The 24,809-nt window shown below is 50.7% G+C and carries 20 protein-coding genes; 14 read left to right on the plus strand and 6 right to left on the minus strand.

All coding sequences use genetic code 11. The features are described from left to right. The first annotated feature begins 202 nt into the window (after nucleotides 1-202). On the plus strand, nucleotides 203-481 hold the full coding sequence (locus tag J7438_RS02020) for an AbrB/MazE/SpoVT family DNA-binding domain-containing protein (RefSeq protein WP_209201813.1): 279 nt from the start codon (nucleotides 203-205) through the stop codon (nucleotides 479-481). Next, the gene (locus tag J7438_RS02025; RefSeq protein WP_209201814.1) at nucleotides 481-867 is read left to right on the plus strand and encodes a type II toxin-antitoxin system VapC family toxin; all 387 of its coding nucleotides are present in this window, start codon (nucleotides 481-483) and stop codon (nucleotides 865-867) included. Before J7438_RS02020 ends, J7438_RS02025 begins: the two co-directional genes overlap by 1 nt. 19 nt (nucleotides 868-886) lie before the next feature. On the opposite strand, the gene J7438_RS02030 is transcribed toward J7438_RS02025, so the two are convergent. Both J7438_RS02030 and J7438_RS02035 read right to left on the minus strand, forming a co-directional pair. After that, nucleotides 887-2,695, minus strand: coding sequence for an anthrax toxin-like adenylyl cyclase domain-containing protein (locus J7438_RS02030; protein WP_209275222.1), 1,809 nt, complete (start codon nucleotides 2,693-2,695; stop codon nucleotides 887-889). A 453-nt stretch (nucleotides 2,696-3,148) separates the two neighbouring features. Then, entirely contained in the window at nucleotides 3,149-4,408 is a 1,260-nt protein-coding gene (locus J7438_RS02035) for a hypothetical protein (RefSeq protein WP_209275223.1), read from the minus strand. Nucleotides 4,409-4,756: 348 nt separating this feature from the next. On the opposite strand from J7438_RS02035, the gene typA reads away from it, so the two are divergent. Next, nucleotides 4,757-6,574 carry a translational GTPase TypA gene (gene typA, locus J7438_RS02040; RefSeq protein ID WP_209201818.1) on the plus strand — a complete coding sequence of 606 codons (1,818 nt, stop codon included), beginning with the start codon at nucleotides 4,757-4,759 and terminating at the stop codon, nucleotides 6,572-6,574. 55 nt (nucleotides 6,575-6,629) lie between these two features. On the opposite strand, the gene J7438_RS02045 is transcribed toward typA, so the two are convergent. After that, nucleotides 6,630-7,712: a hypothetical protein gene (locus tag J7438_RS02045; RefSeq protein WP_209275224.1), complete on the minus strand. Its 1,083-nt coding sequence runs from the start codon at nucleotides 7,710-7,712 to the stop codon at nucleotides 6,630-6,632. Between the two features lie 226 nt (nucleotides 7,713-7,938). Between J7438_RS02045 and pip the strand changes: the two genes are divergently transcribed. Both pip and dtd read left to right on the plus strand, forming a co-directional pair. After that, nucleotides 7,939-8,892 carry a prolyl aminopeptidase gene (gene pip / locus J7438_RS02050; protein WP_209275225.1) on the plus strand — a complete coding sequence of 318 codons (954 nt, stop codon included), beginning with the start codon at nucleotides 7,939-7,941 and terminating at the stop codon, nucleotides 8,890-8,892. Between the two features lie 38 nt (nucleotides 8,893-8,930). Further along, on the plus strand, nucleotides 8,931-9,368 hold the full coding sequence (dtd, locus tag J7438_RS02055) for a D-aminoacyl-tRNA deacylase (protein WP_209275226.1): 438 nt from the start codon (nucleotides 8,931-8,933) through the stop codon (nucleotides 9,366-9,368). Nucleotides 9,369-9,435: 67 nt separating this feature from the next. Here the strand turns inward: dtd and J7438_RS02060 are convergent, their stop codons facing one another. Both J7438_RS02060 and argS read right to left on the minus strand, forming a co-directional pair. Beyond that, a complete protein-coding gene (locus J7438_RS02060; protein ID WP_209275227.1) occupies nucleotides 9,436-10,032 on the minus strand; it encodes a hypothetical protein in 597 nt (198 codons plus the stop codon). 145 nt (nucleotides 10,033-10,177) lie between these two features. Then, nucleotides 10,178-11,920 (minus strand): arginine--tRNA ligase, encoded by a 1,743-nt coding sequence (argS, locus tag J7438_RS02065; protein ID WP_209275228.1) that lies wholly within the window; start codon nucleotides 11,918-11,920, stop codon nucleotides 10,178-10,180. 192 nt (nucleotides 11,921-12,112) lie between these two features. Here argS and J7438_RS02070 point away from each other — a divergent pair, with 192 nt between their 5' ends. From J7438_RS02070 to J7438_RS02095, 6 genes are all read left to right on the plus strand, one after another. Then, nucleotides 12,113-12,706, plus strand: a complete 594-nt coding sequence (locus J7438_RS02070) for an SPOR domain-containing protein (RefSeq protein ID WP_209275229.1) — start codon at nucleotides 12,113-12,115, stop codon at nucleotides 12,704-12,706. Between the two features lie 104 nt (nucleotides 12,707-12,810). Further along, on the plus strand, nucleotides 12,811-13,353 hold the full coding sequence (gene hslV / locus J7438_RS02075) for an ATP-dependent protease subunit HslV (protein WP_101749044.1): 543 nt from the start codon (nucleotides 12,811-12,813) through the stop codon (nucleotides 13,351-13,353). A gap of 28 nt (nucleotides 13,354-13,381) precedes the next feature. After that, nucleotides 13,382-14,719: an ATP-dependent protease ATPase subunit HslU gene (gene hslU / locus J7438_RS02080; protein ID WP_209201825.1), complete on the plus strand. Its 1,338-nt coding sequence runs from the start codon at nucleotides 13,382-13,384 to the stop codon at nucleotides 14,717-14,719. Between the two features lie 76 nt (nucleotides 14,720-14,795). Continuing rightward, on the plus strand, nucleotides 14,796-15,173 hold the full coding sequence (locus J7438_RS02085) for a gamma-butyrobetaine hydroxylase family protein (protein WP_209275230.1): 378 nt from the start codon (nucleotides 14,796-14,798) through the stop codon (nucleotides 15,171-15,173). Between the two features lie 75 nt (nucleotides 15,174-15,248). Beyond that, a complete protein-coding gene (locus J7438_RS02090) occupies nucleotides 15,249-15,479 on the plus strand; it encodes an antitoxin MazE family protein (RefSeq protein ID WP_209275231.1) in 231 nt (76 codons plus the stop codon). After that, nucleotides 15,476-15,799 carry a type II toxin-antitoxin system PemK/MazF family toxin gene (locus J7438_RS02095; RefSeq protein ID WP_209275232.1) on the plus strand — a complete coding sequence of 108 codons (324 nt, stop codon included), beginning with the start codon at nucleotides 15,476-15,478 and terminating at the stop codon, nucleotides 15,797-15,799. The genes J7438_RS02090 and J7438_RS02095 overlap by 4 nt, the downstream gene beginning before the upstream one ends. Here the strand turns inward: J7438_RS02095 and J7438_RS02100 are convergent. Further along, nucleotides 15,734-18,493, minus strand: coding sequence for an ankyrin repeat domain-containing protein (locus J7438_RS02100; RefSeq protein ID WP_209275233.1), 2,760 nt, complete (start codon nucleotides 18,491-18,493; stop codon nucleotides 15,734-15,736). The genes J7438_RS02095 and J7438_RS02100 overlap by 66 nt on opposite strands. Nucleotides 18,494-18,838: 345 nt before the next feature. Between J7438_RS02100 and J7438_RS02105 the strand changes: the two genes are divergently transcribed. The 3 genes from J7438_RS02105 to J7438_RS02115 all read left to right on the plus strand — a co-directional run. Next, on the plus strand, nucleotides 18,839-20,788 hold the full coding sequence (locus tag J7438_RS02105; protein ID WP_209275234.1) for a hypothetical protein: 1,950 nt from the start codon (nucleotides 18,839-18,841) through the stop codon (nucleotides 20,786-20,788). Nucleotides 20,789-21,028: 240 nt separating this feature from the next. Next, nucleotides 21,029-22,381, plus strand: a complete 1,353-nt coding sequence (locus tag J7438_RS02110) for an ankyrin repeat domain-containing protein (protein ID WP_209275235.1) — start codon at nucleotides 21,029-21,031, stop codon at nucleotides 22,379-22,381. Nucleotides 22,382-22,509: 128 nt separating this feature from the next. Then, on the plus strand, nucleotides 22,510-24,809 hold a 2,300-nt coding region (locus tag J7438_RS02115; protein WP_209275236.1), incomplete at its 3' end, for a DUF1601 domain-containing protein.

Here is a 24,809-nt window from a genome sequence, read left to right on the forward strand (position 1 = left end):
GAGCATAACAGCGAAATCAGCCATTTAAAAAGCCTTTTTACGAGGCGTTTGCCGAAGCGCTTCAGGAAAAATAGCAGGTTTGTTTATTCGGTTGCGGAAAAAGGACAGGCTTAAAACTGGAATGTGCTAGCTACCCCGTCCGTTTTGACAAGCTGCTGATCAGGTATTACCTTTTGTAATACTCGAACCAGAGACCTCAGCCATGTCAACCAGCTCAATCACCAGCAAAGGGCAGGTCACCATTCCCAGTGCTATTCGGGAAAAATATCAGTTGCAACCCGGTGATAAAGTGCTCTTTCAAGAAAAAGACGGGGTAATCATCCTGACCCCCATGTCTGACGATATTGAAGCCCTTGGAGGGTGCCTGGCCCAACACACCAATGGTCGCAGGGCATCGCTGGACGATATGGAAAAAGCCATTAAGGCGGGTGCCTCTGAAACCTGGATCAATAAACATGACCAGCACAAAGGCAAGCAGTAATGGACGGTATTGATACGAATATCCTGATTCGCTATCTGGTTCGGGATGACGAGCCTCAGTATCAACAGGTTCTCAACTTCCTCACCGGTTGCCAGAAGTTTTACATCAGCCCTCTGGTGTTGATAGAAACTGTGTGGGTACTCAGTCATTTTTACAGGGTAGACCCCGAACAGCAATGTCAGAAACTCAGAGCTGTTTTGCACCTGCAAAAGTGCGTAACTGATCGTTGTCCGGAAACCCTGAAAGCTCTTGATGATTATCAACAGGGTTATGATTTTGCGGATGCCATGATCGGGCATCATAACAAACAACAATGTGCAACAACCCTGACCTTTGACCGCAAGGCTTCAAGGTTGCCTGAGTTCAGCCTGCTCTGGCCGCAGTGATCGCCGGGAGGTACAGGTCCTAAGGACCAAAGTCAGAATCATCATCCTCAGAGTCAATGTCGCTGAAATCGGAAATATCCGCTATTGTTGAGTCTTCCTCTGATCCCTGGTCGACGGAGTCGATACTGCTACTGAAGCTGACAGCGGAATCACGGCGCTCATGAACGCCACCTTTCAGATAGTCCTCCTGTTCAGAGATCAGCGCTGCCCGGTAATCTTCATCGGGATCATCCACCCGGGCCATCTGTTCAAGACCCCTGACAAACTCTTCAGGATTGATTAACGAAGCTTTCATACTGGCTGCCACATGGGCCTTGGCATTGATAAAATTAGGATTTTTCGGACGGATTTTCCAGAGTGGATTTTGCTGGACTGCATAACCTCGATTCATCAGCTCACCCAGCACAGAGTGAAACTGCTCCTCATTGAAAATCATGCAAATCCCTTCAGCCATATTTAATGAGGCTGGCAGAAAAGCGGTAATGGGATAATTGGCCTGTTCATCAGTGGCCAGACTGTGAGCATCAACATTATGATGAATAACCCGATGTTTTCTGCCCAATGCCCGTTCATAATAGCTAACCATATTCCGGGTTCGGTTTGACACATTGCCCATATCCGAATCCTCCCTGAAGAGGGTCTGCCCGGATTCATCTTTTACCGAATAAAAATCGTTCTGCAGTTTTTTTTCCAATTGATCGTAGTCAGCCAGTTTCTCCTGCAACACCTCTTTGGATATTTCCCCGGCAGCAAAGGATTTCTTCACCCTCGACCGGTACTTGTCTACCTGCCGGGTGACAACTTTGTCTGATACCAAAGGTATGGGTAGTCGGTCCAAATGCTCCAGATCCAGTTTCTCCAGGGGAAAAACCTCCATCAGTGGATCAATATCTGCGGTCATGGGTTGTACCGTGTCGCCAGGCTCTGTTGCCGGCTGCGCGATCACCATAACAGGCGCTGGAGATATATGATCAGCGTCGTAAACAGCCCATTGGCCATCGGGTTCTCTGATCAACAGTTGGGTATGTTCAGGCCCGTCACTGCGATTGCAGGCCCGTGTCTTGAAATAGAGACACTGGGCACCGTGTTCATTGATCTGTTCATTTCGTTGGTACAGATAGCCATTGCGCTCAAGCTCCTCAAGACGGGCCTGGCTAATTCTTAATGGCACAGCCTCGGCGTACTGGTTGCCTTTGCGATCGACCTCTTTCAGGCACTTTTCCGCCAGCTTACTGTACTTCTCTATTTTACTGTCCCTGTCCAGGGCCAGTTTGCTGTACTGCTGAAGCACCGGAATGGTACCTGCCTGAGCCCCCCAGTTACTGCTTTTAGCCTTGATCCTGAAATGCTTGGTGGGCCACCCTTCATCAATCAGGGTGCGGCAGACCGGTTCTACAGGTCGGGTAAACAGTGCTGCACCGCGGTTATCAGCGGCCTCTTTCAGCCGACTCAGAAGATCATAAGGGATTCCCTGGAGGGAGTGCGCTGCAACCTGTTGCAGGCCGGTGATCACTTTGTCCCGGGAGGCATGTTCCGGTTCAGGGTCAGCCAGAGTGATTAATGATTCACTGAGTTTTTTTTGTGAGTCTATCCGTCTCACAGGCCTGTCACCGTTAACACCCTTGCTAATATGGTTATCACTGCCCTCAGTGATGGGGGAAACCTGCCGGGTATTGGCAAAAACACCCCGAGTGTTATCGTTGACCGGCCTTGGTTTATTTTCTTGAGCTGGATATTGAGTAGGTGTGTTTGTGGTAATTTTTTTGGCCATAGTATGCAGGCTTCCCCAGCTCATCCCTTTGCGAACGAAACTTTCAACGTTCTGCATCGGCAATCTTTGCTCCCGTTAAAGGACAGGATATCCGCAAATTCGCATGTCCAGCATAGTTGGTGGTGAGGGTTTGTAATCTGAATTTTTGTGTCACCCTGCACAATGAAAATGCCCCGCTTTGCAGGGCAAGCGCAGAGAAGTTTCCGGAAGAGATTGCGAAGCGTTTCCCGGTTTAGTTGCCCATTAGCGGTCATGGTTGGAGCGTTTGCCTGCTGGGGGCTGCTGATAGGTTTATGTTCAGCCCTGCGAAAGCCTGGCGGGGAAGTTCAACGGCCTGCTTCAAAGGCTTGTGTGATTCATATTTGTTCTATTGCTGAAGCTGCTTTTTCCTCGTTCCCACCCAGAGCGAGACTGTAGTGACACCTGAACCAACCGCTATGCAATGACCCTTGAGTGGGAAAGCCAGGGTCTTTCTTTTTGCTGGTTTCCCTTTTTGAACATATTCAAGATTCAAGGCCTGACACTGGCTTCCTCTCTCACCTTATGGAGATAGAGCTGCACCTCAATTTTTCCATAATCTACATGGCCATCATTATCGATAGTGGCAGTACGACTGAGCGAGATGCGAGATTGACTATCATATTTAAGCGGCTCACCATCAGTAGCTCCTGCCCCTCCCACAAGGGTTGGAATAGCGTTCATGCGGTAGGTGATGTCAGTGCTGTTGTCGTTACGTATCACATCGATAGCCAGCTCTGGGTTTTGTTGGGTTAGCAGACCCCAATCGGGCATCATCTCAAACAGAGTACCCTGGAGGCAGTAGAGCATATGATTAAGCTCGGTCTGGTTGATGTGGCTGAGTATCTGCATCTGTGTTTCGATCGGTAGCCCATCAAGGCTACTGATAATCTCGCCTTCTAACGCCTGACGAACGTCTTTGGCGGCATCCGTCTCAGAATGAGCCATCTTGTGGCGGTATTCAGCGCATAGAGCACTATTGTCAAAGTTGACTCCATCGTTGTTGTGAATACGTACAGTGTTTCTGATCAAATCGACACCGATCTGGTTGGGGATGACAAGTAGACCTTGTTTATCTAAATCGGCTTTCATGGCGAGCATATCGCTTTCATGGCAACTGTCACTGGGGATTCGCACCTTCCTTTCAATCTCAGCCGGTATGGCCAGATCCTCAAAAATATGGTCTGGAGCCTGTATAGTAGCAATAATCTTATCGTTGATTTTGGTCGCCATTTCACTGAGAAAGCGCTTGTTGGTATTTGGGCTGGAGAGGAGAATACCTTTGTAGACATTGGGCATGAGAACCAATTGCTCTTTCAGGTAGTCTCGAAACAAAGCCAGTTGCCGGGTCGTGCAGGGTGGATCGTCCAGCATCTCGAGTTCATCCATATAGGCGTTGATGAGGGCCTTGATTTGCTGACACTGCTCTGGACTATTATGGGTCGTGTCGGTCAGATTTTTAGTTGCGGTCTGAATTTTCTCCTCGAGAATTATAAGCTGATCCTTCTCTTGTTTACTCTGTTTGAGGTCAGTGATCTTATGGGACGAAGATAGGGTGATTTGGCGTTTCTCCAGACCAAAATCTGTCCACTTATGGGGTAATGCATGATCAGCTTCGCTAATTGTTGGCTCCATCTTGGCATCTGCTATTTGAGAAATTCGGCCTGCACTGGTGTTTTGAGTTTTCTTCGGATTGTTGTTGTTTGGTGGGATGGCTGGCTGACTCGGGGTGCTCTCATCGACCTTACTCATTGGCTTCATCCATGTGCGCTGTTGGGTATCTCCTGAAGTATAGGAAACGGATCAGGCATCTCACGATCAACGACTTTATGGCTTTGAGCGTTAACAAATCCCTTCGGCTGGTTTCCTTCGCAATGTCAACGTGGTAACCCGGTTATATCTGGTCATATACGTATGCCCGTGCACTTAAATGCCGGTAAGGCGGGCAGATATAAGGGTGTATAAAACTTGCGTATGAATGGCGGAGTGGTAGGATTGCCGCCATTTTAGTTGCTCAGCCTCCTGCAGCAGACAGATTTAAAAGTGTGTACAAATATGTGTACGAAAAAAATTCAAAGATTTCGAAAGGCGGAATAAGTTTTGGAAATTAATAAGTTAAGAAACGTTGCCATTATCGCCCACGTAGACCATGGCAAGACTACGCTGGTGGATAAGCTGCTGCAGCAGTCAGGTACTCTGGGTCGTAAGGACCAGGGCGCTGAGCGTATCATGGACTCCAATGACCAGGAAAAAGAGCGTGGCATTACCATCCTGGCCAAGAACACCGCGATTGAGTGGCAAGATTTCCATATCAATATCGTTGATACCCCGGGACACGCTGACTTCGGTGGTGAAGTTGAGCGGGTGCTCTCCATGGTTGACTCGGTTCTGCTGCTGGTGGATGCCGTTGATGGTCCGATGCCACAGACCCGCTTTGTGACCCAGAAGGCCTTTGAGCAGGGCCTGAGCCCGATTGTGGTGATCAACAAGGTTGATCGTCCGGGCGCTCGCCCTGACTGGGTTATGGATCAGGTGTTTGATCTGTTTGATCGTCTGGGCGCTACGGATGAGCAGCTGGACTTCCCGGTGATTTACGCCTCCGCACTGAACGGTGTTGCCGGTGATGACCCGGACAACCTGGCTGATGATATGACGCCGCTGTTTGAGATGATTACTGAGCGTGTGCCTGCACCACCGGTCAATGTTGACGGTCCTTTACAGATGCAGATCAGTGCCCTGGATTACAACAGCTACGTCGGAGTTATCGGTATTGGCCGTATTACCCGTGGTGTACTGAAGCCTGGTCAGCAGATTGTGCTGGTGGATCGTGACAACAAGCAGCGTAAGGCCAAAGTGCAGCAGGTCATGGGGCATCTGGGGCTGGAGCGTGTTGAAGTGGCGGAAGCCCGTGCCGGTGATATTGTCTGCATTACCGGTATTGATAAGCTGAACATTTCTGACACGATCTGTGACCCTGAGCGTCCGGAAATGCTGCCGCCGCTGACGGTTGATGAGCCAACAGTCAGCATGACCTTCCAGGTGAATGACTCTCCGTTTGCTGGTCAGGATGGCAAATTCGTTACCTCCCGTAATATCCGTGAGCGTCTTGATCGCGAACTGATCTCAAACGTAGCGTTGCGTGTTGAGCAGGGCGATGATGCGGATAAGTTCAAGGTGTCCGGCCGTGGCGAGCTTCATTTGTCCGTTCTGATTGAAACCATGCGCCGGGAAGGGTTTGAGCTGGCGGTTTCCCGTCCACAGGTGGTGGTAAAGGAAATTGACGGCGTTAAGCAGGAACCCTTTGAGCACGTAGTGGTGGACATTGAAGAACAGCACCAGGGGCCGGTTATGGAAGAGCTTGGCCAGCGTCGTGCTGAACTGAAAGATATGGTGCCGGATGGTAAAGGCCGCGTGCGTCTTGACTTCATTATGCCGGCCCGTGGTCTGATCGGTTTCCGTTCCCAGTTCCTGACCATGACTTCAGGTAGCGGTATCCTGACCTCCATCTTCGATCACTACGGCGAAGTCAAGGGTGGGGAAGTCGGCCAGCGCAACAACGGGGTTCTTATCTCCATGGTGAATGGCAAGGTGCTGGCCTATGCGTTGTTCAGCTTGCAGGAGCGTGGCCGTCTGTTCATTAACCCTAACGTCGATGTCTATGAAGGCCAGATTATCGGGCTGCACAGTCGCGATAACGATTTGACGGTAAACCCGACTAAAGCCAAGCAGCTGACGAACATTCGTGCGGCAGGTACCGATGAGAATATCATTCTGACACCGCCGGTTCGCCATTCTCTGGAGCAGGCCCTGGAGTTTATTGATGATGATGAGCTGGTTGAGGTGACGCCCAACTACATCCGTATTCGCAAAAAGTTCCTGAAGGAACATGAGCGTAAGCGTGCAAGTCGTTCGAAGTAATACTGGCGAATAACTGAAATACTGTATGCAAAACCCCACTTATTGTGGGGTTTTTTTATGGCCCTAACCAGGGGTTGCCGGGGTATGGGACCGTGGTCGTTAGCTGAGTTATAATCGCTGCAATAACAAGGCATGCCACAAAGGTATAACCCGGTGATGCTATCCAGCCTTCCAGAAAGTGAGGGTTACGTTTTCCCTCCGCTAAAAAGTGTCTTTTCTTTTCATGTTTAACCCGTTTGCTTTTATCTGCCTTGTAGCGCTGTCGCATTTGTTCAATGTCGGATGTTGTCAGGGGAGATATCGGGGGTCTGTTGCTTTGCTGGCTCAGTCGGTGAGAGACCAGAAAACCGTATTCCAACGGTGAGGTGAGTAATATGACCGGGTTGATGTGCGGGTTGTCGTAGAGATCAGGAATGGCTGCAAACAGGTCTTCACTATTGTCCAGAACCACTGCTGGCGAGGACGTCAGATCGGTGCTGACGGGCCCCGGACCCAGTATTTTGCTGGTGGCTATTCGGTTGTGGCTGATATCGATATCAACAATATACAGATTCGCTGACAGGGCGATGCATTGCAAAACAGCATGCCGCTTCTCCTTAACCCCCTTGAAGTTCTCCAGCATTAACACTTCCGGGCAAACCCGGGTGTTGTTAATGGTGGTTCTGGTTAATAGTTCAAACAGCTTGTTATAGAGCTCGTCATCACGGGCGAGATGCTTCTCCAATTCTGTGTGATGGCTCAACCAAACCGCGAGGTCATCCTTGCTCTGCTCAAGGATGAACGTTTCAAAGACGTTTTTCTCTTTTTTATTTAAATCCAATGCTGGCTGAAGCAGTTGATTCAGCTCATCATCCGCCGTTCTGCCTGCCGAAATAAGCAGTTGTGAAAGATATAGATAAAATTGTTCGGGTCGACAGGTATGCAGGGCTTGTAAAGCCGTCAGGGTATATTGCCAGCGATCATTCTGTTGGGTTTCAGGATTGGTCGAGTAAATCTTAAAGCCCGTCCTGGCTACCCATTGCTGAATCATTATTTGATCATCATCAGAGAAGTACCGGGATGCTCTGGCGGGTATTGCCATTAAGATGATCAAAAAGACCACAATTGTTTTAATTACTTTTCCAGGTTGGTATTTCATATTCTTCGGGCTGTTGCTGTTTTATTACCCTCTCCTGAGAGGTCGGTGTACGTAGCTGAATGGCGTGGTGTTATCAGTAGAGGATATTTATATTCTAAGTCTCAGACAGGCTGTCGCCGAATTAGTTCAAATTATGTTTTTAAAAGTGACGACGTGCCCTTTGCCGCAATAACCGTTTAAGGTTAAGGTTAGGCATTGTTCTGGTGTTTTCCTGAAAGGATTTTCCATGCGCACCCTGTATCCTGCCATCAAACCCTACGCTACCCGGCACCTGCAAGTTGATGATATTCATGAGATATACATTGAAGAGTGTGGTTCTCAGGATGGGATACCGGTTCTTTTCGTGCATGGTGGACCGGGTGCCGGTTGCACAGAGCAGGATCGCCGTTTTTTTGATCCGGAAAAGTATCGGATTATTCTTTTTGATCAGAGGGGTAGTGGCCGCTCCAGACCCCATGCTGAACTGGAGCACAACAATACCACTGCGCTGATTGCAGATATGGAGCTGATTCGCGAAAACCTGGAGGTTGAGCGATGGCTGGTATTTGGTGGCTCCTGGGGCTCAACACTTTCGTTGCTCTATGCCCAGGCGCACCCGAAGCGTGTGTCAGGATTGGTTCTCAGGGGAGTTTTTCTTTCCCGGCAACAGGATCTTGACTGGCTTTATAAAGAGGGAGCCAGCAGAGTATTTCCGGATCACTGGGCCCACTTCCTGGAGCTGATACCGGAAGGTGAACGAGGCGATCTTCTGGAAGCTTACTATCAGCGGCTGTTTGGCGAGGATGAACTGGCCAGAATGAATGCTGCCAAGCACTGGTCTTTGTGGGAGGGCAATACGGCAACCCTGCGACCCAACCATGAACTGGTGGATCATTTTGCCGATCCCCATCTGGCCTTATCCCTTTCGCGGATAGAGTGTCATTACTTTAAACATAAGTCCTTCATTAACCCGAATCAGATTATAGAGAAGATGAATCTGATATCAGCCATTCCCGGCGTGATCGTGCATGGGCGTTATGACATGATCTGTCCGCTGGATAATGCCCAGGCGCTTGCGGATCACTGGGCGCAGGCAGATTTGCAGATTATCCGGGATGCCGGTCATGCCTCCTGTGAACCGGGCATTGTGGATGCACTGGTCAGGGCAACGGATGATTTTGCCCGAAGATTGGCTCCATAAAAGCAGGGCGTATTGGAAAAACAACTCGAGATGTATCGATGAAAGGTTTGATTCAGCGGGTCAGTCATGCCAGCGTGGTGGTGGATGGGGAAACGGTCGGAGAAATCGGTTCCGGCATTCTTCTGTTGCTGGGTGTCGAAAAAGGGGATGACCTGGCTCTGGCGGATAAACTGCTGGAAAAAGTGTTGAAATATCGAATTTTCAGTGATGATCATGGCAGGATGAACCTTGGTTTGCGCGATGTGGGGGGCGGCCTGCTTATTGTTTCCCAGTTCACCCTGGTTGCGGATACCCGTAAGGGATTGCGCCCGGGTTTCAGCGCCGGTGCCTCTCCTGAGCAGGGAGAAAAGCTATATCACTACTTTGTTGAGCGGGCTGAAGCTCTGCATCACAATGTTGCCACCGGCCGCTTTGGTGCAGATATGAAAATTTCCCTGCTCAATGATGGGCCGGTGACGTTTCTGCTGGAGTCTTAGCGTCAAATACTGAAAAACAGAATGGATCATCAAGCCCGGTAACAGGCTGATGATCCATGTTTTTTGGCTACAGTGCAGCATTATCATCCCCGGAAGCATCTGTTTCGACCGTTTTGAATACCTCCATTTCAAACTCAGGCTTGCCATTGAGGGGAAGCAGGGGTGGCATGCCTTCAGCATCTTCCTTGTTGAAGAAACAGTAAGTTGACTCATCAACAGGGAGGGGCTCGTAGGTGTAATTCACATAGCCCTCTTTCACTCCTTCAAGTTCCACATCTTCAGCTTCCAATCGCGTCGGGTCAAAGTCGCTTTTGTCAAGCTCGGCCAGATAACGCTGATGGTAGAAGTATGGAGTAATTTTATCGGCAATCGCTACAGGCCCCGGGCTTACTGCTGCAAGGCCGGAAAATAGCACCTGGCCGGCAGGGTAATAGTATGGGCCAAAAAACGCATTTGCTGTTAGACAGCAAAGCTGCTTTGCAAAATAGCCAGTAACTGTATAGTCGACAACAGCTTTAACAGCCCTGGGGCCAAACTGTACAGTTATACCTCCGCCAATACGTCCAGCTATGTACATGGCTAAAGGTCGAGACACAGGCTCGGAATAACTGATAAACCCCTTGGTTAATCGGGCTATTCCGTTTGGTATGGCAGAACCAATCATGGTTAACCTCCTTATTAAAAATTCTTTTGAACTATTGTTCTAGACTATGAGGTTTCGGAAAAGTTCCGCCAATGTTGGCTAATTGGGCAAAATAATTGCAAATAAGGCGATAGAGGGCCTGACATTGGGTGTCAGGCGGGTATTATTACATCTGCTCGACGGTTTCAATGCCCAGCAGGCCAAGACCCAGCTTCAGGGTTCTGGCGGTCAGGGCGCAGATCTGCAGGCGGCTGTTGCGCAGGGCTTCAGAAACGCCTTCCTTGTTCACCGGGCATGCTTCATAGAACTTCATAAAGGCACCGGAGATGTCGTACAGATAGGCGCACAGCTGATGTGGCAGGCCTTCTCTGGCAACGGATTCAATGGTTTCACTAAAGCGGCACAGCAGCAGGGCCAGCTCCCGTTCAGCATCGTTCTCAATCAGGATATCACCCGTGAGGTCAGACTCGCTGATACCGGCCTTGCGGAAGATGCTCATGATCCGGGTGTAGGCATAGAGCAGGTAAGGTGCCGTATTGCCCTCAAAGGCCAGCATGTTATCCCAGTCAAAAACATAGTCGCTGGTCCGGTTTTTGGAAAGGTCCGCATATTTTACCGAGCCAATGGCCACAGAGCGGATCACATTTACCTTCTGTTCTTCTGAAAGGTCGCCGGATTTACTGGCAATCAGGGCTGCTGCGCGTTCTTCCGCCTCGTCCAGAAGGTCTGCCAGCTTGATGGTGGTGCCGGCACGGGTTTTGAAGGGTTTGCCATCTTTACCCAGCATCATGCCAAAGGGGTGGTGCTCAAGTGAAACGTGGTCAGAAGCAAAGCCTGCCTTGCGGGCAATGGTGAATACCTGGTCGAAATGCTGTCCCTGGCGTGCATCCACGTAATAGAGAACGCGATCGGCGTTCAGGGTATGGCAGCGGTGACGGATCGCCGCCAGGTCGGTGGTGGTGTAGAGGAAACCACCACCGGACTTCTCGACGATGACGCCCATTGGGTCGCCATCCTTGTTTTTGAACTCATCCAGAAAGACAACCCTGGCACCATTGTCTTCGCTCAACAGTCCTTGTTCATCCAGCAGCTTGATGATGACGGGCAGGCTGTCGTTATAGGCGCTTTCCCCCATCACATCAGCAGTGGTCAGTGAGACATTCAGGCGGTCGTAGGTATCCTGGTTGTGTGACAGGGTGGTATCCACCAGTTTTTTCCACAGCTTCAGGCAGTGCTCGTCGCCGGCCTGCAGGCGGACCACATAGCTTCTGGCGCGGGTGGCGAAGTCCGGGTTGTCATCAAAATGCTTCTTGGCTTCGCGGTAGAACGTTTCCAGGTCAGAAAGCTCCATGCTCATGGCTTCCTGGTTCTCTTTCTCAAGTTCTTCCAGGTGGGCGATCAGCATGCCGAATTGCGTACCCCAGTCCCCCAGGTGGTTCTGGCGGATCACCTTGTGTCCGAGAAACTCAAGGGTTCTGGCGGTTGAGTCACCGATAATGGTGGAGCGCAAGTGGCCCACATGCATCTCTTTGGCAACGTTCGGCGCTGAGTAATCAACCACCACGGTTTGCCTGTTGTCGGTCTCGGCAACACCAGCCCGGGGATCGTGGACGGCAGACTGAAGGCCGCTGGCCAGCCATTGGGGGGCGAGATGAATGTTGATGAAACCGGGTCCGGCAATGTCAACCTTGCTGGCAATGCCATCAAGGTCCAGATTGTCGATCACTTTTTGTGCCAGTTCCCGTGGGTTCATACCCATTTTTTTGGCCGCAGCCATCACGGCGTTGCACTGGTAATCACCAAAGTTCGCCCGTGCGCCGGGGCGAACCATGGCCGGGGTCTCCTCCGGAGCACCCGCTGCAATAAGCGCTTTGATGACCTTGTCTTCAAGCAGCTTGAGAATATTCATGCATGAGTCCTTGGTTAAAACTCGCTGGAATTTAAATGGCGGGAATGCTATCGAAAAAGGCCATTTGTCTCAATAGAAGCAATAGCCGTGCTTGAACTTATATCAGTAAGGCTGGAGATAATGGTATCTTTATCCGGTTGTGTTCATAAACAGCCGGGCAAACACAGACCTGACATAGATAAGTTGAGAGATATGACATCCAGATCAAACAATAGCAGGCGGGGAGCCAGTAAATCGACCAATGCCGGTAAATCCGCCGGTGTGTCTCTGCCCAACTGGGCCTGGCTGCTGGCAGGTCTGGTTATTGGTGTGTTTGCTGCTTTTCTGGCAGGGCTGACGCCCTCTGCCAAAGATGTGCGCAGCGTAGCCGGGCAGGTCAAGTCATCGTCCGGGGATGAACAGAAAAAAGATAATCAGCCGGTGTTTGATTTTTATACCCTGCTTCCCGAGTCGGAAGTGACGGTATCAATTGCGGAGCCGGAACTGAAACCGGAACCAGTCTCTGCCAAAAAACCAGATAGTAAGCCGGATCAGAAACCGGCAGCCAGCGCTAAAAAGTATCTTCTGCAGGCCGGTTCCTTCCGCAGCGACAAGGATGCCGAGCGACTCAGGGCGCAATTGCTGCTGGAAGGTTTGACTCCCAAAGTCGAGAAAGTCAGTGTCGGCACAGGGGAAACCTGGCACCGGGTGCAGCTGGGACCATTTACCGACCGGGCCTCACTGCACAATGCCCAGGAAGTGCTGGCCAGAAAAAACATTGATAGTCTTCTGTTACAGCTGAAATAGAAAAAAGCGCAATTACGGGCGGGTTTTCTCTTCCGCCCCTCTTGATAATTTATTTACCTGCCCCATATAAGGCCCTGTTATCCGTTTTTATTAAGGAGCGAGCCTTGGAACAGTATCGTGGCACAACTATTCTGTCGGTACGTCGTGGCGGCAGTGTCGTGATCGGTGGTGATGGCCAGGTTTCGCTGGGTGATGCCGTAATCAAGGGCAACGCCCACAAAGTACGCCGACTGCATAAAGGTAAAGTGATTGCCGGGTTTGCCGGTGGTACCGCTGATGCCTTTACCCTGTTTGAGCGTTTTGAAGCCCAGTTGGAAAAACACCAGGGACGACTGACCAAATCAGCGGTTGAACTGGCCAAAGAGTGGCGAACCGAGCGGGCCCTGCAACGTCTGGAAGCCATGCTGATTGTTGCTGATGCCACTGCCTCCCTGATCATCACTGGTAATGGCGATGTCATGGAGACGGAAGATGGCATCCTGGCCATCGGTTCCGGTGGTTTTTATGCCCAGGCAGCTGCCAAGGCACTGTTTCACAACACGGAAATGGGTGCCCGGGATATCGTTGAAAAGAGTTTGGGTATCGCCGCAGATATCTGTGTCTACACCAACTCAAACCAAGTCATCGAAGAGCTTCCTGCAGCTTGAAACAATAGCGATCTAACGAGTTTCTGATATGTCAGATATGACACCCCGTGAAATTGTCCATGAGCTGGACAAACATATTATTGGCCAGGACGAGGCCAAACGCGCTGTAGCCATTGCCCTTCGAAACCGCTGGCGCAGAATGCAGTTGAATGAAGATCTGCGTAACGAGATCAGCCCGAAAAATATTTTGATGATCGGCCCCACCGGGGTTGGTAAAACCGAGATTGCACGTCGTCTGGCCAAACTGGCCAATGCGCCATTTATCAAGGTGGAAGCCACCAAGTTTACCGAAGTGGGTTATGTGGGCCGCGATGTCGAGTCCATTGTCCGTGACCTGATGGATGCTGCCATCAAAATGCTCCGTGAGATGGAGATGGAGCGCGTTCGCCACCGTGCGCTGGATGCCGCTGAAGAGCGCATTCTGGATGCCCTGCTGCCGCCTCCCCGTTCTTTTGGTGAAGAGTCTCAGCCCCAGGACAACTCAACCCGTCAGGTGTTCCGCAAAAAACTCCGTGAAGGTGATCTGGACGATAAAGAGATTGAGATTGATGTTCGTGAAGCGGCCATGGGTGTTGAAATCATGGCACCTCCTGGCATGGAAGAGATGACCAGCCAGCTGCAGAACATGTTCTCAAACCTGAATACCGGCAAATCCAAAAAGCGGAAGCTGAAAGTCAAGGATGCCATGCGTCTGGTTCAGGAAGAGGAAGCAGCCAAGCTGGTTAATGAAGACGAGCTCAAGACCAAGGCGGTTGAAGCTGTTGAACAGAACGGTATCGTCTTTATTGACGAAATTGATAAGGTGGCCAAGCGCTCAGGGGCTTCCAACGCCGATGTCTCCCGTGAAGGTGTTCAGCGTGACCTGCTGCCATTAATCGAAGGTTGTACCGTTTCTACCAAGTACGGCATGGTGAAGACGGATCACATTCTGTTTATTGCCTCCGGTGCGTTCCACCTGGCCAAGCCTTCCGATCTGATTCCAGAGCTACAGGGACGTCTGCCCATCCGTGTTGAACTGAAAGCGCTCTCTTCTGAAGACTTTATGCGTATTCTGACCGAGCCTGATGCGTCTCTGACGGAACAATACCAGGCGCTGATGGCCACAGAGTCTCTCAATATCGAGTTTGCCGACGATGCCATTCGCCGCCTGGCGGAGGTTTCCTGGCAGGTGAATGAGCGTACTGAGAATATCGGTGCCCGCCGTCTCCATACAGTGATGGAGCGTCTGCTGGAAGAGGTTTCCTTTGGTGCTGCAGATCTGGCCTCTGCCCAGGATGGCGCGCCACTGAAGATTGATGCGGCTTATGTTGATAAACACCTGGGTGAACTGGTTCAGGATGAAGACCTGAGTCGTTATATCCTCTGATGTTTGATAGGGAGTGGTCAATTGGTCACTCCTTTCACTCTCTTACTCTTTTCTATGAGTGGAACCCCCGCCCGAAATGACTACCCCAATTCCTTCCGCCATTAAACTGCATAAGCGCTCCAAAACCCTGGAGATTCAGTTTGGTCATGACACGTTCCAGCTGGAAGCGGAGTTTCTCCGGGTATTAAGCCCATCTGCCGAGGTTCGTGGTCATGGCAACCCTGTTTTGCAAACCGGTAAACTGAATGTGGCCATCACCGGCGTGGAAATGGTTGGCCAATACGCCATCAAGCTGGTGTTTGATGATGGGCATAACAGTGGGATTTATGACTGGGGTTACCTCCATGAGCTGTGTCATAACAAAGACGCGATGTGGGGCGAGTACCTCCAGGCTCTGAGGGATGCAGGTGCCAGCCGTGATCCGGATGTTTCCGTGGTTCGTCTTTTTCAGTAACTTGACATTAATGCCCTGCCTGCTACGTTACATGTAACATAATCACCATGATGAAAACTTAGCCACGGAGGCGTTATGTCTACCAATACTAACCAGCCCAAAACCACCCGGGAACGTGTAGAAAGTCACAGAGAAACACTGCGTCAGGCTGGTTTGCGCCCTTTACAGATCTGGGTTCCTGATACACGGATCAAGGGCTTCGGTCTGGAGTGTCAGCGACAATCTGCCATGCTCAAGTCCGATAAACTGGAACGCGACACCATGGACTGGATTGAACAAACCAGCGACGATGAGGGCTGGGCGTGAAGCGCGGCGACATCGTTACCGTCTCAATCAAGGGAGACTATGGCAAACCCAGGCCAGCCTTAATCATCCAATCCAACCTGTTTCCAGAACACCCTTCGGTCACTCTTTTGCCAATCACAGGAGAGTTGAGGGATGTGCCCCTATTCCGCTACACCCTGTTTGAAAGTAAAGAAAACGGGCTCAACAAAACCTCTCAAGTGATGATTGATAAAATCACCACTATAAAAGCAGACAGAATCGGCAAAACCATCGGCTCACTCAGTCAACAAGAACTGACAGAAGTCACCCGGCTGATGGCCTTGTGGTTGGGAATGGCCTGAAAGCGCTTCATCCACAACGGATTCCCGGGAGCGCGAGCAATCAGCAATGCACGACAATTGCCCTTCATCATGGTCAGGATTTCGGCCCAGGGAGTGTTCTGCCTTCTCAAGCATCAATATCAGCTGCTCACGTTGTTTCTTCCTGGCCAGCTCAAGGGGTGTCTGGCCATGGCAATCCCTGGCATGGATATCAGCGCCGCTATCGATCAGGACGGGCAAAGACCCAACGGCATTTCTCTTAACCGCAACATGCAGCACCGTCTCGTCTGTGCTGGTGGTCGCATGGATATTTGCCCCGTTACGGAGCAGGAATTGTGCACTTTCTACCTTGTCTTTCTTTATGGCCATGTGCAGGGGCGTAAAGCCAGCAGCCGACCTGTTATTAACATCTATCCCTTTGTTAACCAGGATCTGGGCACAGTCGATCTGGCCACACTGGGCAGCGATATGCAAAAGAGATAGCCCTCCCCGCAACTGACTGAGGGAAATTCCAGTCTTTTCCATCGCATCAAGCAACAGCTCCATGCATGCGGTATAACCACGGCGGACAGCGTGGCATACGGGTGAGTAGTTGTTGTCATCCAGGGTACTGATATCGGCATTGTTGTCGACCAGAACCTGCACACACTGCCTCTGATCGCCTATGGTGGCCAGGTGCAGGGGAGTCTGGCCACGTTTATTCTTGAAGTTGATATCCGCTTTGTAAGCCAAAAGAAGCTCGACACTTTCCAACTGGCCCAACTGTGCGGCTATATGCAAGGGGCTCGATTTCTTATTACTCTTGGCATTGATATACACCGAGTCTTTGTGATTCAACAGCACAGTCATACAGGAAATCCTGCCAAACTGGGCAGCGATGTGCAGGGGGGTATGGCCCATCTTATCCTTTGGATTAATGCTCGCCCTTTTGTCCATCAACAGCAACCGAAGGCATTCGCTGTGACCATGTTTGCTGGCAAAATGCTGGGGCGTCCATCCCCCACCGCGTTGGGAGCTTATGATCAGCGCCTGATGCTCAAGCAAGACTTTCATACACTTCACACTCCCTTCCCGGGCAGCAATATGCAGAGGCGTCAAGCCATAAAGAGTCCTGGCATTGATATCAGCCCCCAGCCTGATCAAGGTCTGCAGATACTCCACGCTGTCGAACAGGGTCGTATTATGGAGGGGGGTATTGTGGCCCTCTGTGAGGGCATGGATATTGGCACCATGCCTGATCAGGATGTCCACGGAATTCCGCTGGGGAGTCTGGGTGGCCCTGTGCAGAGCGGTTATACCGTCACGGTTGACCGCATTGACGTTGTGCCCGGCACCAAGCAAAAGCTCCACACATTCAACATGCCCATGGTCAGCGGCACTGTGCAAAGGCGACCAGCCAAGGATGGTGCTGGCTTCAATAAACCCGGCACCATGAGCCAGTAAAAGTTTTATACACTCTGGATACCCTTGATGGGCAGCGTTGCTCAGGGGTGACAGGTTCCTGTCGTTTCGGCAGTTGACGTTTGCCTGCCGGTTCAGCAGTAATTCCACGCACCGGGCCTTGCCCGCCAGGGCTGCCAGGTGCAGGGGAGTGGAGCCCTCGTTGTCCCTGGCGTCAAGCAGGCTGACATTGCGATTGAGTAACAGTTCCATAAAGTTCACACCGCCACTAAGGGCGGCAATGTGCAGGGCTGTTTGCCCATTGTTGTCTTTGGCATTGACATCCAGCCCTTGATCAAGGAGCACTTGCAAGAAATCGATGTGGCCACTGCGGGTGAGAACATGCAAGAGTGTCTTGCCCTTGTCCAAAATGGCGTTCACATTGGCACCATGATCGAGCAGGATTTGTGCACACTTGCCATGACCATTAAGAACGGCAAGGTGCAGCGCTGTATGATGGTGATCACAGGTGGCATCTATATTCTCTTCATACTTCACCCAACTCCTCTCACTCCTCTCACCGTGCTTCTCTCTGCGCCCGGTGAAGAGTATGGCTGCCACACAGGCATCATGCCCCATCATGGCCGCGAGATGCAGGGGGGTAGTGTCAAACAGGTCAATTTCATTGCCAGCCGCCCTGAATTCAAGAAAACGCTCCACACACGTCACTTGACCATGCAGGGCAGCACTGTGCAGGGGGCTTCTGCCCATACTGTCCCGGATATTCATATTGGCACCATTGGTGATCAATGTTTTGACACACGGCTCGTGGCCAAATCCCGCGGCAAAGTGCAGGGGTGTCATGCCGACAGAGGAGACGGCATTGACATTAGAATTATGGTTAACAAGCATCTGTACACACGCCTCATTGCCCGTCTGGGCAGCAATGTGCAGCAGCGTGACATGGCCGCCGTAAAATGCTGAGTAAAATCTCTGGCGGGCCAGCATGGGCTCCCGCCCCAGCCAGCCAGACAACGCCTCCATATCCCCGGAACGACAGTATTGCAGGGGCAGGGCTTCATCGAGAACAGAGGCCTGGTCAAGCAGTGGTTCAGCTGTACTGCCATGGCGAGGTACCTGCTGCACAACATCGACACTGCGCTGGGCAATCCCTTTAGAGTTGTTCAGCCAGGGAGTGATGCACTGTTCATGATATCGATGCTGACAAGTGGCAACGGTGATTTCTTGTTGATCAGCAAATGTCTGCTGGCACAGGGGGCAGGAATTATTTAAAACGAAAGGGACTGCTGGGGCTGGCGAAATAGCAGTATTCATCAGATCTCCTGGCTAATGGTGGATGACCATGGGAAGACAAGAGAAGCGTAGCAGAGATATTTTGGCTGGCAGGGATTATCACCAGGGAAAGACCGGGCTGTGTGTCAGCGGTTGGATAGGAAGAGCCGGATAAGGGAGACCTTCCAGTCCGGAGCTGTGAGCAATTAATGAACGGTTTGTCACTTTTTTTGTCTTAATTCATGCTTGTTCAGCTGGTTCTGGTTATTAGACTTCAATTGCCCACCAGTTTTCATGCCTGCTGATTGCATCAGTCTTTATCTGTCCATCCATTAGCCGGGGCAGAGCAAAGCAACGTTAAAACATTATTATCAGAGGAGCTGAAAGATGATCAATTTAACCAATAATCAACGGCCTCCCCAACTTGATAAGCCCGGCTGTCTCGCACAAGTTCATCAACCAAAAAAGGATGTAACCACTAAAGATCCTGAGTTTGTTTTTAACGGAAAGCCGGTCACTCTTGCCGAAGCTACCCACCCAGCCCCGGTGTCGGGATCAACCGTAACAGATATAGCCCCGGAGTTGGCATCAACTGTGATAGATATAGATATGACACCGGAGTCGGCATCGACCGTAATAGATATGGCAATATTGGCAAGGAGTGTAAAACCCACTTCTGAACCTGCCACATTACCTGAACCACACCTTGATGATCTTGTTTCCTGGTCGCAGTTGCCGCCGCAAATCAAGCAGGAACTAACACCCTATCATCAGCTTCTATTTGCTATATATCTGGGCTTACCGATAGCGGAGATCAACAAAAAAAATGTACGACACAAATATGAGCACTCAACAAAAACATTTGATTATTTATCCTGGTATTCACAGCAGCATGGACAGGCCCGGGAAAAACTAACCATCCCCCATGGTGAATTGCTGACCATGCTGGGGGGGATCTCAAGGCCTGATCTGGTTGCACGGCACTGTGACTCCTTTGGTATTGCGGTTGATCAAAAACAGTTCTGCAGTGAATGGCCTGCCGGTGTCCGGGCTGTTGACGACAATGCTGCACTGAATCATGAACTGGATTTTTTCAAGTTGCACAAAATCTTCATTGGCGATGATTACCTCCGCTCTGTCCCGACTGCAACCGTTGCCTATTCGGCTGGATACCTGGAACTGATGCAGGATCAGGATTTGCAGGAAGGCTCCATTATGGTTGACAAGTGTCTGTCAACCCCCCTGCTACTGAAAAAAATTCTGGATACCAAAGAGGGGCGAATGACCGTAAATGAGCTGGTAAAAATATTGAGCAACCCTGAAATTATGGCCATCAATACTGCACACCAGTTAATTGAATCACTGGAAGGGTTTCCACCTCGTTTTAATCTTTCTGAACAACACAGTTTGAGTTTGAGAAATCAGATTCACCATTATGCCTATGATCTTGGAATCATAGGAGTGGATGCTGAATCTTTCGGTCGTGCACTTGGGTTGCCGCTGCACATAATCCAGAAAATTCTCTATAGAATTTGTAAAAAAGAACCCGGCTACCTGTATATCACAAAATTACTGCATGCAGCATTCCGTTGTCTGCCCCAACTTACTTCGGAACATGTTGCGTATGCTTCGTCGCAAGCTGTTAAGTCCAGCAACTGTGTTGAGAGATTAGAGGATTTGATCGCTGGAAAAATAAAACGTTATCCCTGGTTTTGCGTCTCCAGTCCTGAAAAGCCTCCCGTCCTCAAACCGCTCTTCTGGCAGGATGTGCACAATGATGGCACAGACCCGGAGATGACCGGTTCGAAACCGCTGACGCTGGATTTTTTGAGGTGTTTGCCATTGAGCCACAACTGGTATTTGATTGGTCTTACCATGGGATTGTCACCGGATGAGCTAAGTCATATTGGCAAAAAAACCAAAGTGGACTTCAGGGTATCGGCAAATGAACTCAGTCTTGCTGCTTCTGAGTTGTCCCGAATACTTTCTCAATCCAAGAGAGGACTGGAAACAGGACATCTCTATCAGGCACTGCAATATTTGGATGATCAAGCGACACTGGCTTACTTTCCTGAGCATCTGTCAGTCCATCCTGACAAACCATTACCAGAGCACATCGCTGAATCCGTTGAAAGTGGAAGATCTATAGCCCATCTTTTGCGCACTTACAAGACAGAGGAACTGGAACGTTTTCTGAAGTTGTTCAGTAGTTATGAGGAAATGAAATACCAGCTGCCCAAGGTCTATAAGGTATGGGATGGAGTTTGGGAAAAAGGTAAATATTACGAACCCGGTAAACCCTATGTAGCCTGGTCTTCAAGAAGTAAGGCAAAATGAAAGCTGGGGTCTTTCTGCTTGACGCAAAAACCAGGGAAGCCGAAACTGGTTTGGTTCTTTCTTTTAAAGGGATTCAAGGTTTATGATTGGGGTTACCTCCCTGAGCTATGTCTTAACAAAGATCACTCTTCAATAAATCCTTGGGATCTGCCGAGCGACAGGCTTTTTTTTGCTTGACCGGGATAAAAAACAAAATTTGATTGTCTTGTGTAAGTAAATACAAACAGAGGTTTCAAGACCATGAATATCAGAGGTGAACACACTACTGCTGCCAGCTCTTCATCTCCGGCACCTGCTCAAGCCAATGACAAAAAAAACAAACGCAAAAAAACGGCAGCAAAACGCGAAACACCACTCCCGGTTGAACATTCCAGCCAGCCCGCAACGGGTAAAAAAACAAGAAAGATGATCGTACCGGAAAAAATTGTCAAGCCCATGATGTCGTCCGCCCTGACCACCTCCAAAGCGTTGAGCGAGCAACAGAAAAAGCTGAGCAAGCAACTGACTGAGGCGGCCCGAGCTGGCAACAAGGATGCCGTGGAAGCATTGCTTGATCAGGGCGCGGATATCAATATGAACTGGAGGAGGGATAAATGTCCCATTGCAGCAGCAGCCGGGGAGGGTCATCTTGGGCTGGTGCGCTACCTCCATGAGAAAGGGGCAAGGACCGACAAGCTTTTTTCATCACCGATCATGGAAGCAGCCAGACATGGCCATGTTGAAGTTGTAAGTTACCTGCATCAGGCAGGCGTCAGTGAAGATATCTGCATAAACTGTGACACCCCGATCGATGAAGCCATCGTTGGGGGGCACATTGACGTAGTGAAGTACTTTATTGAACAAGGTGCAAACGTCAACGGCTCTATGAAAAGCTTTAACATTCCCCTGTACCTGGCGGCCAGTTCGAAGCACCTCGATATAGTGACATTATTGGTTGATAACGGTGCTGATATTGACGGCTGCAAAGCAGGCCGTAAGACCCCGATCTGGATTGCAGCCAAAAAAGGCCACCGTGATATTGTGCGTTTTCTGATTGCAAAGGGTGCTAACGTCAATGCATTCAGTTCAGGCTACGAGACTCCGATCTGGGTTGCGGCCCGAGCTGGTGACCATGATCTGGTTAAGTACTTGCTCGAACAGGGGGCGGATCTGAACGCCAACAGTACCGGCTATGGGACCCCGATTCGTGCTGCGGCCCAGGCCGGTGACCGCGAGCTGGTCAAGTACTTTCTCGAACTGGGTGCGGATGTGAATGCCAACAGTGTCGGCAGCCTTACCCCGATCTGGGCAGCGGCCTCGGCCGGTCACTACGAGTTGGTCAATGACTTGCGCCGTGCAGGGGCAACCTTTGAAAAAAACAGCACAAAGCATGAAACCCTCATCTCGGCAGCTGCCATGGGCGGAAGCATGAAACTGGTTAAGGAATTGCTTCAGGAGGGCGGTTACATCCAAACCCGTGGTGACTACATTCCCCTTATGAATCGGGCGAAGGAGTATCACCGGAATCAGCTGCAAGAATACCTGGAAAAAGAATATGATCTTTTGCCAGACCCGCTTGGTCCCAGGCCCAGGAAAAAAAGAAAAGAACGCTGATTCGACATCTGCTTATACACAGTGGCAGGATCTTTGCCAGGGTGACTGATAAACATTTCAGAAAAATGAACTTCTGAACCGCACAGTAGTCTGCTTTTTATATTTTCATGAATTAATGAAATATAATTATGGATAGAAGTTCTGGTGGTGTCAGTGGTAAATGCGCAAGATCAAATAATGTTTACAACCGACCGGATGACCATGCCGCTTCTTCAAGGCGTGGGCGATATAGACATGCCACAGTCAGACAATTGGATAATCCCCCCCGCACTCCCCCGGGGCGTAATGAATTTTACCATTCTTCTGGTGCACGCTCTTCTCAACATCTACAGTGTCGCTTGGTAAACCCTGCTCAAGATTTTAATGCCCTCATCAAACAGGAAATAATGGCTGATCTGGTAAGTAAATCCGATCGTTTCGGTCATCGCTATGATGGGAGAAATCACGGTCAATACGCCAGTTCAATTAAAAAATACTCGTCAGCTTCTAAAAGACCTTTAAATCGGGATGAACAAAGCCAGCTGATACGTTTGCTGCAAAATTATACAGCAACACGGAGCTGGAATTGGCGAAGCCTGACGACAACACTTCATTCATTGACTTCAGCGGGTGTTTTTACCCTTCATAAACCCGTGGATGAGCGTGTTAAGCTTACTCAGGCTACCTTATTGTCAACGCTTTTTGATGCAATAATTTTCAAGTGCAACCAAAAACCTGAAGCCAGGGATATTGGTGCCCAGGAAATCGCCAACCTGCTGTGGGCCATGGCGAAACTGGTGGACAACGGGCAGGAGCGAACACCAGAGTTCAAAGAGGCCGTGGCCGCGCTGTTGCCCAACGTGAACGCACAGAAAGACCAATTTCATGCCCAGGGTATTGCCAACCTGCTGTGGGCCATGGCGAAACTGGTGGACAACGGGCAGGAGCGGACACCAGGGCTCAACGAGGCCCTGGCCGCGCTGTTACCCCACGTGAACGCACAGAAAGACCAATTTCATGCCCAGGGTATTGTCAACCTGCTGTGGGCCATGGCGAAACTGGTGAACAACGGGCAGGAGCAAACACCAGGGCTCAACGAGGCCGTGGCCGCGCTGTTACCCCACGTGAACCCACAGAGATACCAATTTAATGCCCAGGGTATCGCCAACTTGCTGTGGGCCATGGCGAAACTGGTGGACAACGGACAAGAGCAGACACCAGGGTTTAAAGAGGCCGTGGCCGCGCTGTTACCCCACGTGAACGCACAGAAATACCAATTTAATGCCCAGGGTATCGCCAACTTGCTGTGGGCCATGGCGAAACTGGTGGACCATGGGCTGGAGCAGACACCAGGGTTCAAAGAGGCCGTGGCCGCGCTGTTACCCTACGTGAAAGTAAAGAAAGACCAATTTATTCCTCAGCATATTGCCAACTTGCTGTGGGCCATGGCCAAACTGGTGGACAACGGACAGGAGCAGACACCAGAGTTCAAAGAGGCCGTGGCCGCGCTGTTGCCCCGCGTGAACGCACAGAAAGACCAATTTAATGCCCAGGGTATCGCCAACCTGCTGTGGGCCATGGCGAAACTGGTGGACAATGGGCAGAATCGGACACCAGGGCTCAAAGAGGCCGTGGCTGTAGCGTTGCCCCACGTTAACGCACAGACAGCTAACTTTAAACCACAGGCTATCGCCAACCTGCTGTGGGCCATGGCGAAACTGGTGGACAACGGGCAGGAGCGGACACCAGGGCTCAACGAGGCTCTGGCCTCGCTGTTGCCCCACTTAAACGCACAGAAAGCTAACTTTAAACCACAGGAAATTACCAGCCTGCTGTGGGCCATGGCGAAACTGGTGGACAAAGGGCAGGAGCGGACACCAGAGTTCAACGAGGCCCTGGCCTCGCTGTTGCCCCACTTGAACGCACAGAAAGCTAACTTTAAACCACAGGGAATCGCCAACCTGCTGTGGGCCATGGCGAAACTGGTGGACAACGGCCAGGAGCGGACACCAGAGTTCAACGAGGCCGTGGCCGCGCTGTTGCCCCTCGTGAATGCAAAGAAAGCTAACTTTAAGCCACAGGAAATCGCCAGCCTGCTGTGGGCCATGGCGAAACTGGTGGACAACGGGCAGAAGCAAACACCAGAGCTCAACGAGGCCGTGGCCGCGCTGTTGCTCCACGTGAATGCACAGAAAGCTAACTTTAAACCACAGGAAATTGCCAACCTTCTGTGGGCCATGGCGAAACTGCTGGACAACGGGCAGGAGCGGACACCGGAGTTCCAAGAGGCCGTGGCCGCGCTGTTACCCCACATGAACGCACAGAAAGGCCAATTTATTCCTCAGCATATCGCCAACCTGCTGTGGGCCATGGCGAAACTGGTGGACAACGGGCAGGAGCAGATACCAGAACTCAACGAGGCTGTGGCCGCGCTATTGCCCCACGTGAA

Source organism: Thalassotalea sp. G20_0, from assembly GCF_017744175.1.
Lineage (GTDB): Bacteria > Pseudomonadota > Gammaproteobacteria > Pseudomonadales > Endozoicomonadaceae > Endozoicomonas.

Excerpts from the sequence above, each read along its gene's own strand:
- J7438_RS02020 (WP_209201813.1), top strand. The coding sequence starts at position 203 with ATGTCAACCAGCTCAATCACCAGCAAAGGGCAGGTCACCATTCCCAGT.
- J7438_RS02025 (WP_209201814.1), top strand. The coding sequence starts at position 481 with ATGGACGGTATTGATACGAATATCCTGATTCGCTATCTGGTTCGGGAT.
- J7438_RS02030 (WP_209275222.1), bottom strand. The coding sequence starts at position 2,695 with ATGCAGAACGTTGAAAGTTTCGTTCGCAAAGGGATGAGCTGGGGAAGC.
- J7438_RS02035 (WP_209275223.1), bottom strand. The coding sequence starts at position 4,408 with ATGAGTAAGGTCGATGAGAGCACCCCGAGTCAGCCAGCCATCCCACCA.
- J7438_RS02045 (WP_209275224.1), bottom strand. The coding sequence starts at position 7,712 with ATGAAATACCAACCTGGAAAAGTAATTAAAACAATTGTGGTCTTTTTG.
- pip (WP_209275225.1), top strand. The coding sequence starts at position 7,939 with ATGCGCACCCTGTATCCTGCCATCAAACCCTACGCTACCCGGCACCTG.
- dtd (WP_209275226.1), top strand. The coding sequence starts at position 8,931 with ATGAAAGGTTTGATTCAGCGGGTCAGTCATGCCAGCGTGGTGGTGGAT.
- J7438_RS02060 (WP_209275227.1), bottom strand. The coding sequence starts at position 10,032 with ATGATTGGTTCTGCCATACCAAACGGAATAGCCCGATTAACCAAGGGG.
- argS (WP_209275228.1), bottom strand. The coding sequence starts at position 11,920 with ATGAATATTCTCAAGCTGCTTGAAGACAAGGTCATCAAAGCGCTTATT.
- J7438_RS02070 (WP_209275229.1), top strand. The coding sequence starts at position 12,113 with ATGACATCCAGATCAAACAATAGCAGGCGGGGAGCCAGTAAATCGACC.
- hslU (WP_209201825.1), top strand. The coding sequence starts at position 13,382 with ATGTCAGATATGACACCCCGTGAAATTGTCCATGAGCTGGACAAACAT.
- J7438_RS02085 (WP_209275230.1), top strand. The coding sequence starts at position 14,796 with ATGACTACCCCAATTCCTTCCGCCATTAAACTGCATAAGCGCTCCAAA.
- J7438_RS02090 (WP_209275231.1), top strand. The coding sequence starts at position 15,249 with ATGTCTACCAATACTAACCAGCCCAAAACCACCCGGGAACGTGTAGAA.
- J7438_RS02100 (WP_209275233.1), bottom strand. The coding sequence starts at position 18,493 with ATGAATACTGCTATTTCGCCAGCCCCAGCAGTCCCTTTCGTTTTAAAT.
- J7438_RS02105 (WP_209275234.1), top strand. The coding sequence starts at position 18,839 with ATGATCAATTTAACCAATAATCAACGGCCTCCCCAACTTGATAAGCCC.
- J7438_RS02110 (WP_209275235.1), top strand. The coding sequence starts at position 21,029 with ATGAATATCAGAGGTGAACACACTACTGCTGCCAGCTCTTCATCTCCG.